The organism is Paracoccus yibinensis, from assembly GCF_030846195.1.
GTDB lineage: Bacteria > Pseudomonadota > Alphaproteobacteria > Rhodobacterales > Rhodobacteraceae > Paracoccus > Paracoccus yibinensis.
The window spans coordinates 20,387-32,095 of record NZ_JAVCWH010000002.1 but is presented as its reverse complement, the minus strand read 5'-3'; the positions used below and the strand labels follow the sequence as shown (position 1 = coordinate 32,095).

Annotated in this window: 10 protein-coding genes and 5 pseudogenes; 10 read left to right on the top strand and 5 right to left on the bottom strand. The window is 64.2% G+C overall.

Translation table 11 applies throughout. The features are described 5' to 3' along the window. The 7 genes and pseudogenes from RAH32_RS03780 to RAH32_RS03750 all read left to right on the top strand — a co-directional run. Complete coding sequence (locus RAH32_RS03780; RefSeq protein ID WP_306605282.1) at positions 1 to 867, top strand: DMT family transporter; 867 nt, start codon at positions 1 to 3, stop codon at positions 865 to 867. 115 nt (positions 868 to 982) lie between these two features. Then, positions 983 to 1,897, top strand: coding sequence for an ABC transporter permease (locus RAH32_RS03775; protein ID WP_306605280.1), 915 nt, complete (start codon positions 983 to 985; stop codon positions 1,895 to 1,897). A gap of 9 nt (positions 1,898 to 1,906) precedes the next feature. Next, the gene (locus RAH32_RS03770; protein WP_306605278.1) at positions 1,907 to 2,827 is read left to right on the top strand and encodes an ABC transporter permease; all 921 of its coding nucleotides are present in this window, start codon (positions 1,907 to 1,909) and stop codon (positions 2,825 to 2,827) included. Next, on the top strand, positions 2,820 to 4,442 hold the full coding sequence (locus RAH32_RS03765; RefSeq protein ID WP_306605276.1) for an ABC transporter ATP-binding protein: 1,623 nt from the start codon (positions 2,820 to 2,822) through the stop codon (positions 4,440 to 4,442). Before RAH32_RS03770 ends, RAH32_RS03765 begins: the two co-directional genes overlap by 8 nt. Next, positions 4,439 to 5,380, top strand: a complete 942-nt coding sequence (locus tag RAH32_RS03760; protein WP_306605274.1) for a 2-hydroxyacid dehydrogenase — start codon at positions 4,439 to 4,441, stop codon at positions 5,378 to 5,380. The genes RAH32_RS03765 and RAH32_RS03760 overlap by 4 nt, the downstream gene beginning before the upstream one ends. 13 nt (positions 5,381 to 5,393) lie before the next feature. Next, positions 5,394 to 6,191, top strand: a complete 798-nt coding sequence (locus RAH32_RS03755) for an HpcH/HpaI aldolase family protein (protein ID WP_306605272.1) — start codon at positions 5,394 to 5,396, stop codon at positions 6,189 to 6,191. 99 nt (positions 6,192 to 6,290) lie between these two features. Further along, positions 6,291 to 7,294, top strand: a pseudogene (locus RAH32_RS03750) (IS110 family RNA-guided transposase); the annotation flags it as partial. Here the strand turns inward: RAH32_RS03750 and RAH32_RS03745 are convergent. The 3 genes and pseudogenes from RAH32_RS03745 to RAH32_RS03735 all read right to left on the bottom strand — a co-directional run. Continuing rightward, positions 7,231 to 7,548, bottom strand: a pseudogene (locus RAH32_RS03745) (D-Ala-D-Ala carboxypeptidase family metallohydrolase); the annotation flags it as partial. The pseudogenes RAH32_RS03750 and RAH32_RS03745 overlap by 64 nt on opposite strands. Positions 7,549 to 7,626: 78 nt before the next feature. After that, positions 7,627 to 7,914 carry a DUF6127 family protein gene (locus RAH32_RS03740; RefSeq protein ID WP_306605270.1) on the bottom strand — a complete coding sequence of 96 codons (288 nt, stop codon included), beginning with the start codon at positions 7,912 to 7,914 and terminating at the stop codon, positions 7,627 to 7,629. A gap of 19 nt (positions 7,915 to 7,933) precedes the next feature. Next, positions 7,934 to 8,395, bottom strand: coding sequence for a hypothetical protein (locus tag RAH32_RS03735; protein ID WP_306605268.1), 462 nt, complete (start codon positions 8,393 to 8,395; stop codon positions 7,934 to 7,936). A gap of 467 nt (positions 8,396 to 8,862) precedes the next feature. Between RAH32_RS03735 and RAH32_RS21480 the strand changes: the two are divergent. The 3 genes and pseudogenes from RAH32_RS21480 to RAH32_RS03730 form a co-directional block, all read left to right on the top strand. Continuing rightward, positions 8,863 to 9,078 (top strand): annotated as a pseudogene (locus RAH32_RS21480) (Arm DNA-binding domain-containing protein); the annotation flags it as partial. Between the two features lie 272 nt (positions 9,079 to 9,350). Beyond that, a pseudogene (locus RAH32_RS21475) lies at positions 9,351 to 9,521 on the top strand (phage integrase central domain-containing protein); the annotation flags it as partial. 87 nt (positions 9,522 to 9,608) lie between these two features. Beyond that, on the top strand, positions 9,609 to 10,154 hold the full coding sequence (locus RAH32_RS03730) for a tyrosine-type recombinase/integrase (protein WP_373429678.1): 546 nt from the start codon (positions 9,609 to 9,611) through the stop codon (positions 10,152 to 10,154). A gap of 80 nt (positions 10,155 to 10,234) precedes the next feature. On the opposite strand, the pseudogene RAH32_RS03725 reads toward RAH32_RS03730, so the two are convergent. Both RAH32_RS03725 and RAH32_RS03720 read right to left on the bottom strand, forming a co-directional pair. Further along, positions 10,235 to 10,606 (bottom strand): annotated as a pseudogene (locus RAH32_RS03725) (transposase); the annotation flags it as partial. Positions 10,607 to 10,680: 74 nt separating this feature from the next. Further along, on the bottom strand, positions 10,681 to 11,625 hold the full coding sequence (locus tag RAH32_RS03720; RefSeq protein ID WP_306605264.1) for a LysR family transcriptional regulator: 945 nt from the start codon (positions 11,623 to 11,625) through the stop codon (positions 10,681 to 10,683). Positions 11,626 to 11,709: the final 84 nt, after the last annotated feature.

Below are 11,709 nucleotides of genomic sequence, written 5' to 3'. Positions count from 1 at the left end.
ATGGCCCGCCGCCCCGCGCTGCTGGCCGCCGGGCTGATGCTGGCGGCGGCCGTGCTGGCGGGGCTGGACGCGGTGATCGTGCGGTGGCTTGCGGGGCAGCTGCATCCGCTGGTCATCGGCTTTTTCCGCGCGCTGTTCGGGCTGATCGCGGTGCTGCCCTGGACGCTGGGGCGCGTTGATCTGCGCGCCTCGCCCTGGCGGTGGATGCATGTGCTGCGGGCGGGGCTGAAGCTTGCCTCGCTGGTCGCGGTCTTCGTGGCCTTTGCCCATGCGCCCCTGGCCGATGCCATGGCGCTGACCTTCACCATGCCGCTGCTGGTCACGCTGGGGGCGTGGGCTTTCCTGGGCGAGGCCGTGGGCGCCGTCCGCCTGCTGGGCGCGGTCGCGGGCTTTGGCGGCATCCTGGTCATCGTCCGGCCCGGCGCGGCCTTTGATCCCTGGCTGCTGTTCGCCTTTGCAGGGGCCGTGCTGACGGCGGTGATCCAGCTGATGCTGCGCCACATGGCCCATTCTGATACGACCGAGCGTCTGGTCGCCTGGAACCTGATCGCCATGGTCCCGCTGGGCCTGCTGGCGGCGCTGCCCGTCTGGACGACGCCGACAGCGGGTCAGCTTGGCCTGCTGGCGCTGCAAGGGGCGCTTGGCGCGCTGAACATGACGCTGATCACGCGGGCCTTTTCGCTGGCCGATGTGTCCTTCCTGGCGCCGCTGGATTTCCTGCGCCTGCCTGCCGTGGCCTTGCTGGCATGGCTGTTCTTTGCCGAGATCGCGCCCGCCTCGTCCTGGATCGGCGCGGCGGTCATTGTCGCAGCAAGTGTGTTTTCACTGCGCAGCGGGCGAAAAAAGCCTTCCCCTGAACAACATTGATACTAATATATCAATTGAGGCGCGACGAATCGCCTCACCCGGTCTGGGAGGGACCGGCACTGCCCAACGGCCAAACGGCAGGCCCAGACCTGCCACCCAAGGGAGGAGGCGACCTATGACCGGCTTCATCGGAAAGCGTGCGCTTGCCAGCGGCATTTCGCTGATCGGCCTTGTGATCCTGGTTTTCTTTCTGTCGCGCCTGACGGGCGATCCGACCAACCTGTACCTGCCGCTTGACGCCTCGATCGAGGCGCGCGAGCAATTCCGCGAATTGCATGGCTTCAACGACCCGCTGATCGTGCAGTTCGGGCGCTATGTGCTGGATCTGGCGCAGGGCGATTTCGGGGAATCGCTGCAACAGGCCCGCCCGGCGATGGAGGTCGTGTTGCAGGCCTTCGGCTGGACGCTGCGGCTGGCCGTCATCACCATGACCTGCGTGACGGTGGCGGCCATCGTCATCGGCTCGCTTGCGGCCTTCAAGGTGGGCGGGATCTTCGACCGGATTGCCACCTTCTTTTCGCTGGTGGGCGCATCCGCCCCGGACTTCTGGCTGGCCATCGTCGCCATCGTGATCTTTGCGGTGAACCTGCACTGGCTGCCGACCTCGGGGACGGGAACGCCCTGGCATTGGGTGCTGCCGGTGGCGGTGCTGTTCGTGCGGCCCTTCGGCCTGATCCTGCAGGTCGTGCGCGGGTCGATGATCACGACCCTGTCCTCGGCCTATGTGAAGACCGCGCGGGCCAAGGGGGTGCGCACGCGGCCGATCATCTTCGTCCACGGGCTGCGCAACGCCATGCTGCCGGTCATCACCGTGATCGGCGACCAGGCGGCGGCGATCCTGAACGGCGCCGTGGTGATCGAGACGATCTTCGGCTTTCCCGGCATCGGCAAGCTGATGATCGACAGCATCCTTCTGCGCGACTTCTCGGTGGTGCTGGCGTCGATCATGGTCTCGGCCGTTGCCATCTTCATCATGAACCTGCTGATCGACATCGCCTATGCCATGCTCGATCCCCGTATCCGGTATTGAGCGATGGCGATGACCGACACCCGTATCCAGTCCGACCCCAAGCCTCGCGGCCCCTTTGCAACATGGCTGTCGATGCTCTGGGCCGACAAGCTGGCCTTCTTCGCTGCCCTGTTCCTGCTGATCGCGGTGCTCTGCGCGATCTTCGGGCCGTGGCTGATGGGCGATCTGGCAACGAAACAGAACCTGCGCGGCCGCAACGCGCCGCCCTTCGACCTGTCGCGGGGCTGGCTGATGATTCTGGGCGCCGATGCGCTTGGCCGCCCGGTGCTGCCGCGCATCGTGGTGGCCGCGCAGAACACGCTGATGGTGGCGGGTGCGGCGGTGCTGTGTTCCGCCGTCATGGGCTGCGGGTTGGGCCTGGTCGCGGGCTATAGCCGCAAGCGCGCCGCGCAATGGATCATGCGGCTTGGCGACGTGATCATGTCCTTTCCGTCGCTGCTGCTGGCGGTGATCGTGCTCTATATGCTGGAGCCCTCGGTCGCCAATATCGTGCTGGTGCTGGCGATCACCCGCATCCCCGTCTATCTGCGCACCACGCGGGCCGAGGTGCTGGAGGTGCGCGAGCGCATGTTCGTCCAGGCCGCCCGCGTCATGGGCGCCTCCGACCGCCGCATTATCTTCCGCCATATCCTGCCGGTGGTGCTGCCCACGCTTCTGACCATCGCCACGCTGGATTTCGCCTTCGTGATGCTGGCCGAAAGCAGCCTGTCCTTCCTGGGCATCGGCATCCAGCCGCCCGAGATCACCTGGGGCCTGATGGTGGCGCAGGGCCGCGAATACCTGACCACGGCCTGGTGGCTGTCCTTCTGGCCGGGCCTGGCGATCATCGGGACCACGCTGTCGTTGAACCTTTTGTCGAACTGGATGCGCATCGCGCTGGATCCCGCGCAACGCTGGCGGCTGGAAATAAGGGGACGCAAGAATGACTGACCACCTGTTGGAAGTCCGCGACCTGTCGGTCGAGTTCCACACCGCCGCTGGCACGGTGAAGGCCGTCCAGAACGTCAGCTGGCACCTGGACCGGGGCGAGACGCTGGCCATCCTGGGCGAAAGCGGATCGGGCAAGTCGGTGTCTGCCTCGGCCGTGATGAACCTGATCGACATGCCACCGGGCAGGATCACCAGCGGCCAGATCTTGCTGAACGGGCGGGACATGCTGGCGATGACGGCGGAACAGCGCCGCCGGATCAACGGCTGCAAGATCGCGATGATCTTCCAGGATCCGCTGGCGCATCTGAACCCGGTCTATACCGTCGGCTGGCAGATCGCCGAGATGGTGACGACCCATGGCGGCACCCGCGACAAGGCGCAGGCCCGCGCGCTGGAGCTTTTGCGCCGCGTCGGCATCCCGGAGCCTGAGGTCGCGATGCGGAAATATCCGCACCAGTTCTCGGGCGGGCAGCGGCAGCGGCTGATGATCGCGATGGCGCTGGCCTGCAAGCCCGACATCCTGATCGCCGACGAACCCACCACGGCGCTGGACGTGACCGTGCAGGCGCAGGTTCTGGAACTGCTGGAGGAGTTGCAGGCAGAGACCGGCATGGGCCTGCTGCTGATCACCCATGACCTGGGCGTCGTGGCAGAGATCGCCGACCGCGTGGTGGTCATGAACGGCGGCCAGATCGTCGAGACGGGCAATGCCGCCGAGGTTTATCGCAATCCCAAACACCCCTATACCCACAAGCTGATCGACGCCGCCCCCGGCAAGGGCGCGATGCCCGCCGAGCGCGACCGGACGGGCCAGCCGCTGTTGCGGGCGGAAGGGCTGACCAAGACCTATGGCGCGTTCCAGGCGCTGAAGGGCGTGGACCTGACCATCATGCCGGGCGAGACCGTCGCGGTCGTGGGCGAAAGCGGCTCGGGCAAGTCCACGCTCGCCCGCGCGATCCTGCGGCTGGACGATCCCGACAGGGGCCGCATCCTCTATCGCGGCAATGACCTGATGGCGATGGCGCCGCGCCAGCTGTTCGGGCTGCGGCGCGATCTTCAGATGGTGTTCCAGGATCCGACGCAGTCGCTGAACCCGCGCATGACGGTGTTCCAGCTGATCTCGGAAGCCTGGGTGATCCACCCCGAGATCCTGCCGAAAGGCCTATGGCGCGACCGCGTGGCCGAGCTGCTGGTCAAGGTCGGCCTGCGCCCCGAGATGGCCGCCCGCTATCCGCACCAATTCTCGGGCGGGCAGCGCCAGCGGATCGCCATCGCGCGCGCCCTGGCGATGGAGCCCAAGCTGATCGTCTGCGACGAAGCGGTCTCGGCGCTGGACGTGTCGATCCAGGCGCAGGTGATCGAATTGCTGGACGGCTTGCGGCGCGAATTCGGCCTGTCCTATCTGTTCATCGCCCATGACCTGCCGGTGGTGCGCGACTTTGCCGACCGCGTGGTGGTGATGAAGTCGGGCGAGATCGTCGAGGAAGGCCCGGTGCGCCAGATTTTCGATGCAGCCCGACACCCCTATACGCGGGCGCTGCTCTCGGCCAGTCTGGACCCCGACCCGGCGGTGCAGGCCGCCCGCCGCGCCGCCCGCCCCCTGGAGACCGCATGAAGCCTGATGTCCTTGTCGCCTATCCCCTGCGCCCCCGCTTCTTGGAGGCGCTGGAGGCGCGCTATACCCTGCACCGGCTGGACCAGGCCACTGACAAGGACGCGGTGCTGGCCCATGCCGGACCGCTCTGCACGGCCATGGTCGTGAACGGGCATGTCGCGGTGGATGCGGCGATGCTGGACCGGATGCCCGCATTGAAGCTGGCAGCCTGTTCCTCGGCCGGGTTCGATCTGATGGACCTGGACGCCATGACGCGGCGGGGGATCACGCTGACCAATACCTCGACGGCGCTCGTCGATGACGTGGCCGACACGGCGGTGCTGCTGATGCTGGCCGCGCGTCGTCGGCTGGTTCAGGCCGATGCCTATGTCCGGTCGGGGGATTGGGGGCGACAGGGGATGTTCCCGCTGACGGCATCGACGGCGGGCAAGCGCGCGGGGATCGTGGGGCTTGGCAATATCGGCCTGGCCATCGCCCGGCGCTGCGAGGCCATGGGGCTGGCGATCGGCTATTCTGGCCGCAACCCCAAGCCGGGGGTGGCACACGCCTACTTCCCCGATCCGGTGGCCCTGGCCGAATGGGCCGACATCCTGATCGTCGCCACGCCGGGCGGGGCAGGGACCGCAGGCCTCATTTCGGCCGCCGTGCTGGAGGCGCTTGGACCCCAAGGCACGCTGGTCAATGTCGCGCGCGGCTCGGTCGTGGACGAGGGGGCGCTGATCGCCGCCCTGCGCGATGGCCGCATCGCGGGGGCGGGGCTGGACGTGTTCCTGAACGAGCCCCATCCCGATCCGGCGCTGACGGCGCTGCCCAATGTCACCCTCTATCCCCACCACGCGAGCGGGACCGAGGAGACGCGCGACCGCATGGCGCAACTGACGCTGGACAACCTGGATGCCTTCTTCGCGGGCAGGCCGCTGCTGACGCCGGTCAACTGAAGGCGGGGAACCCATGAAGCCCAACCGTATTCGCGAAATCTGGGCGCGTGGCAGCTGTGCGCTGAACGCCTTCCTCTCCATCCCAAGCCCCTTCGTGGCCGAGATCATGGCGGCGCAGGGCTATGACGGGCTGATCGTCGATCTCCAGCATGGCGTCACCGACTACATGACGGCTGTCGGGATGTTTCAGGCCATGCAGGGCAATCCGGTCGCGCCCATGGCACGGGTGGAATGGCTGGATCCCGTCGCGGTCATGAGGATCCTCGATGCCGGAGCCTATGGTGTGATCTGTCCCATGGTGAACACTGCGGACGATGCCGCGCGCCTGGTGTCCTATACCCGCTATCCGCCCCATGGCGTCCGCAGCTTCGGCCCCGGACGGGCCGTCTTTTCCGCCGGTGCGGATTACGGGCAGCGGGCCGAAGACGAGATCGTCGTTCTTGCCATGGTCGAAACCGCCCAGGCCATGGAGAACCTGGACGCCATTGCGGCGACTCCGGGCCTGGACGGTCTTTACATCGGGCCTGCGGATCTGACCCTGGCCTTGACCGGACGAAAATATCGCACCGGATTTGATCGCGAGGAGCCCGAGATGATCGAGGCGATCCAGCGCGTTCTTGCCGCAGCGCACGGGGCGGGAAAGCGGGCGGCGCTGCATTGCGGCTCTCCAGACTACGCGCTCCGCGGCAAGGAATGGGGCTTTGACATGGTCACCGTTTCGAACGATGTCAGGTTGATGGCAGGAGCTGCAGCGGCCTCGGTTCAAATCTTTCGAAACGGGCAGGCCAAGTGCCGCGATGGGAGTTATTGAGTTACCCACCGTCCCCCCGTTGGCATTGATGATGTGACCGCCCCCAACGGCATCTGTGTGCCAGGGTGGGTCTGCAAAGATCCACAAAGGGGACGGGTCATGTCGGAGATTATCACCGTCGGGCTTGATCTGGCGAAGAATGTGTTCCAGGTGCATGGAGCCAACGGCGCAGGGCGGGCGGTTCTGCGCAAAAAGGATACGGTGCACTCAGGTGCTGGAGTTCTTCAGCTTGCCCTGTTGCGTTGTGGAAATGGAGGCCTGTGGCGACGCTCATTTCGCTGCGCGGTCCTTCGGTTCCAGGGCCGTGAGATCGGCAATCTTGGCGATGACGTGCGGCTGATCCCGCCTGCCTATGTGAAGCCTTTCGTGAAGCGCCAGAAGAACGACATGGCGGACGCCGAGGCTATCTGCGAGGCGGCAATGCGACCCACGATGCGCTTTGTTTCGTTGAAGAGCGAAGAGACTCAAGGCGCGGCAATGGTCTTCCGCGTGCGTGAGCTTCTGATCCGCCAGCGCACACAGACAATCAACGCGCTTTGGGGGGGCATCTGACCGAGTTCGGCCAGATCGTGCCGCAGGGAGCGCCCAACGCATCAAAACTCGTGGCCCTCGTCGAGAACCCGAAAAGTGATCTGCCTGCCGATGCCATCGCACGCCGAAGGTCTTGATCGCGGCGCTTGCGCATCTGGAGGCAGAGATCGCTAGGCTCGATGCGGAGATCGCCCATCGCGCCAAGGGAAATGACGTCGCCCGGCTGCTGATGACGGTTCCGGGCATAGGCCCGCTGATTGCCACGGCCATTGCTTTTCTGGCTCCGCCGCCCGAGACGTCCACAAGGCACGCGACTTTGCCGCCTGGCTGGGTCTGGTGCCCCGGCAGCATTCGACCGGCGGCAAGGAACGTCTTGGGCAACGACAAAGATGGGCGAACGATCCCTCAGGCGCCTGCGGATCCTTGGCGCCAACAGCGTCATTATCAAGCGGCACGTCCATTCCTCTGCGCGACCCGGCACATGGCTGGCGAGGATGCTGTCGCGCAAGCCGAGGAACCCGACGGCTCGGGCGGCAGCCTCGAAAGCAACCGGATCGTGGTTCGCCATGGCGATATCGGAGGCCGCGTCGTCGAGGTGCTTCGACTGGGTGGCGCCGCCCACGGCGCGGCTGTGCTCGGGGCTGCGATAGGCCGAACGGACGATCAGCGGCTTGCCCAGCCGGTCGCGCAGCGCCTGCAGCTTGTCGAGCGCAGCTTCGTTGACCAGCAGATTGCCGGTGCCCCGGCAGGCGATTTCTGCGGGCGAGAAACTCGGCCAGCGCCAGGCGCTCTCCGGCACGTCGCGCCAATGGCGGTAGAAGGTCATCGTTATGGGGGTCCTCCAAAACGAAAAGCCCGTCTCAAGGGCGGGTGCGGTTGGGCTGATGGATGGGATGGTGAGCGGCTACGGGCCGCCGCCGAAGATCTTGAGCTTGATGGCAATCCCCGCGAGCAGCGCCAGCATGACGCTGGTGGTGATCATGCGGACGGCGGTCTGCATGGCGGTGCGGCGCACCAGCCGGATGCAGTCCACGAGGGAGCGCAGATCGCGGATGTCGAGCGCTGCCTCGTCGCCGTCGAGACCGACATCGGCGAGCGCACGCTTCGCGCCTTCCTCGGCCGCCCGGGTCAGGATCGCCTCGAACTCGGCGTCGGGGATGCGCACGAAGTCATCGGACTGGGGTGGTGTCATTGGATCCTCCCTCTGCCGCTCAGCCGACGTTCGCGCCCCAGAAGGACATGTGGTCGGCGGCGAAGTAGCCGTCCGCCACCCGGAAATACCCCTGCAACTCGACAGTATCGCCTGCGGTGAGCGGGACCATGGTCTGCAGCCAGATCGCGGTGGCGAGCGAGACGTGGGTGGCGGAGATTTCGCCGAGGGAGCCACGGATTTCGGTGGTGCCGTTCAGGACCAGCCGTCCGCGCATGCAGGCCGTGGCTCTGGCGTTGATCTTGTAGAGAAGCGTCGCGCCGAAGCGGTAGGTGCCGTCGACTGGCGCCACGAAGTGGTTGTTCGCAACGTCGAATGCCCCCTGGTCGTTGTAATCGGTGTTGTCGAGGCCGATCTTCGTCCAGGTCCCGACGCCGGCCTCTTCGGGCGGCACGGCCATCGGGAAGGATTCTGAGGCGATCCGCATCGTGTCCACGGTGATGCGCCGCGTCTCGACCGCCACCGTAGCCGTCCTCCCGACCGTCCTTCGCTTTCGTGTCGGTCTCCGCCATCAGATTATGTCGTGAACGGCACGATTCTATGAACGCGGCAACCCATGCGAGGATGTTTCACGCCGCCCTGTGACCATCGAGGGGCGCTCGAAGAGAGACGCAGGCAATTCGGAGACGCATTCTGCGTCAAGCGTCCAGTCTCCGAAGGGCGGATAGCCCAACCAAAACCCTTTGAAATAAAAAGAAAAAAGGCCCCAATTGGGGTCCTTGGACGGATTCGGCAACTGAATGTGGTGGAGCAGGTGAAGTCAATAATTGCTCCTTATGAGGATCATCCGACCTCATCACGGACAGACAAGTCATTGATGCTCTTAACCTATATCGGTCAGGCGTTCTCATCGGCTCTCATGGCTCGTTAGCCCAGCCCACCGCCGCCTGTTACCATTTCCTGACCGGGGTAGCGCCTGAAAGGAAAACAATGCCGCTGACAGTAACGCAGATCGAAGCCGCGACATTCGGCAAAAACAAGGAACGCCTTGGCGATGAATCGGGCCTGTTTCTCAGGCTCTATCCATCGGGCAGCAAGGTCTTCCAGGTTATTCTGCCTGCGGAGGCCTGCCTGCCGCGCCGGATCTGGGTTTCCGTCGGAGACTTTCCGGCCACGAGCCTGAAGCAGGCCCGTGAACGCGCATCCTGGGCACGGCTCAGTCTGGTCGGAGCTGGAGCGTTGAGAGGATCCGTGCGGCTGTCCGGGGTGATCTTGAATATACCGAGGTGCGCAGGCCGGAAGGCTCAGGCAAGCAGGGGTTGGAACCAGCTGCCGAACGGCAGGGACGGCGAAAGCCGAAGGCGGTCGCGGTGGCGGCGCCGAAATCCACCTTTGCTGACGTCGCGCAGCTCAGGTTTCAGCAGAAAAGCCAGGGCCTCAGCAATGGGAAGCACATCTCCTAGAACTGGACGACCCTCCAGGCGTATGTCCTCCCAGTGCTGGGTCGCAGACCCGTGGACGAGATCACTACCAACGACATCGTCGAGTGCTTGCGCCCCATCTGGCGCGACAAGCATGAAACGGCACGACGCACTCTTGCCCGTGCTCGTGAGGTCTTCGAACTGGCCCGGCTGAAACACGGTCTCGCAGGAAATCCGGCACAGTTCGATCCTGGGATCGCATACGGGCGCGTGCAGCGGAAGACCCGGCACTTCGGCTCGCTGCCCTGGCAGCGGATGCCCGAGTTCTGGACGTGGCTGTGCGAGGTTCCCTGTGGCGAGGTGATACGGCAAATGGCGATGCTGATCGTGCTGACTGCCAAGCGCACCTGTGAGGCCCGTTTCGCCCGCTTCGACGAGATCGATGCCGAGATGGCAACCTGGACCACGCCCGCGGAAAAGATGAAAATGAGACAAGAACATCGGGTGCCGCTCAGCCATCAGGCATTAATCGTTCACGAGAACCTGCGCTGCCTCAATGGCGGGCGGGATTACCTGTTCTTCAAGGCAAGGACGAAATCGGGTGTGCTGTCCGAGAAAACCGTCCTCAAGCTGGTCCAGCGTTTCGATCCCGAGATCACCGGGCACGGGGTTCCGGGCGACCTTCAAGGGGTGGGCGCGGTTCCAAAGGCGGTATCGGAAAGATGCTATCGAGTTCGCCTTGGCCCATGGTCTGCCGCCGCTGGAGGCTGCCTATTTCCGCGAGGATCTCCTCGAGGAGCGTCGGCCGATGATGCAGGATTGGGCGGACTTTGTAGGCGGAGGATTAGGGGTTCGCAGTGATGCTTTCCTGTGGGGAGGTGTAGCTGGCGCTGATCATCACCGTGATGTTCGGCGCGGGCCTGCTTGATCAGGATGCCACTGCTGACGACGGGATCATCCCCCATCGGAGCGATGGTTGCCAGCGTCATGTAGCGGGCGCGCTGAACGGCCCATTCATTGTTTTGTTCGAGGAGCAAAGCCCCGACAGGCGCTGGCGTCGTCATTCTGGAAGATTCCGGCGACGTCGGTGTGGCGCTGGATCTCGCCGTTCTGACGCTCGATCGGGTTGGTGGAGTGCAGCTCGGCCCGGTTTTCCTTGAGGAAGGACGTGTAGGCCAGCACGTCGTGTTCAGCATTCGCCACCGGGCTCGAACCGATGGCGCCACGATGGCTCATTCCATCAGTGTGGCGAGCTTTGGCACCTTGGGCCGGATTTGATCGGCCACGGCGCACCACTGGGTGCTGACGGCGTCGGTCGCCTTCTAGTGCGGCGACAGCATTCAGTCCACCTTTCATTGGCGCCTATAGTTAGCCACGCCCGCGGCTTTCAGGAATCCAGGCGCATTCTTGCCATTTCCCGGGCCAAGGCACCGCACATAAGGCGTTTGGCCGGATCAATCGAACTGCTGCTGGAGACAAAGATGCCTACGCGTATGTTAACAAGCATTTCTTGCAGCAGCGGCACGAAGCGGAGGGAGCCGGCCTCAACGTCATCGTAAAAGCCGATCTTTGTATAGAGTCCGATGCCATGACCTTCCAGGATCATCTGCCTTGCCAAGAAAAGCGTATTTGTAAAAATATGGGTCGACAGGGGCGTCACTAAGGTGTTGATCGCCTGGTCGATGATCGAATTGCCCCCCCTGGCGTCGATAGTGCGCACTAGGCGGTAGGTCAGGATGTCCTCAATTGTGACGCTGGTTCGGCCCGCAAGCGGGTGATCCGGACGGACGAGGACGCCGAAGGGGGCGGATTTCTCCGAAAGCAGCCTGACACCAGGGTGGTCTGTAAACGTGAAGGCAATTCCGATCTCAGCAGCCCCCGTCGCCACGGCATGGATGGCATCCTCGGGTTGGGCGGTCGTGACCGAGATTGAGATGTCGGGGTAAATCTTGCCGAACTCGTTGATCGCGCGCGGAAGGCAACCCATGGCGATCGAGTCGATCGTGTGAATGTTGATATGGCCCGTGCGCAGGTCTCGCATATCATCTATGAGGATTTTTGTCCGCTCGAAGTCGTGCAGAACGGTGCGGCAGTGTTCTAATAAAATCGCGCCGACGGCGGTCAATTCGACTCCCTCGGGGGTTCGATCGAAAATGGACACGCCTAGCCGCTCTTCAACGCTGATGATCTTGCGGTTGACCGAGGTCGACGAGACGTTAAGCAGTTGTGCCGCCTTCCGGATGGATCGCTGGCGAGCGACTTCGTCGAAGTATCTTAGAAAGCTAGTGTGCATCATGCCCCGCTGGAAATAGGGGTGGTGCGTTTTCTGCACCACAGTTGGCAGGTCTTTCTTCTACCTGCACTGCGGGGGCAACGATAGAGTCAATGAAGAAGGTCGAAACAAGGGCCGCCCTCC

What these genes read in the sequence shown, in the direction of transcription:
- RAH32_RS03740 (WP_306605270.1), bottom strand. Translation starts at nt 7,914, where the DNA reads ATGACACCACCCCAGTCCGATGACTTCGTGCGCATCCCCGACGCCGAG.
- RAH32_RS03760 (WP_306605274.1), top strand. Translation starts at nt 4,439, where the DNA reads ATGAAGCCTGATGTCCTTGTCGCCTATCCCCTGCGCCCCCGCTTCTTG.
- RAH32_RS03780 (WP_306605282.1), top strand. Translation starts at nt 1, where the DNA reads ATGGCCCGCCGCCCCGCGCTGCTGGCCGCCGGGCTGATGCTGGCGGCG.
- RAH32_RS03730 (WP_373429678.1), top strand. Translation starts at nt 9,609, where the DNA reads ATGCCCGAGTTCTGGACGTGGCTGTGCGAGGTTCCCTGTGGCGAGGTG.
- RAH32_RS03770 (WP_306605278.1), top strand. Translation starts at nt 1,907, where the DNA reads ATGACCGACACCCGTATCCAGTCCGACCCCAAGCCTCGCGGCCCCTTT.
- RAH32_RS03775 (WP_306605280.1), top strand. Translation starts at nt 983, where the DNA reads ATGACCGGCTTCATCGGAAAGCGTGCGCTTGCCAGCGGCATTTCGCTG.
- RAH32_RS03755 (WP_306605272.1), top strand. Translation starts at nt 5,394, where the DNA reads ATGAAGCCCAACCGTATTCGCGAAATCTGGGCGCGTGGCAGCTGTGCG.
- RAH32_RS03765 (WP_306605276.1), top strand. Translation starts at nt 2,820, where the DNA reads ATGACTGACCACCTGTTGGAAGTCCGCGACCTGTCGGTCGAGTTCCAC.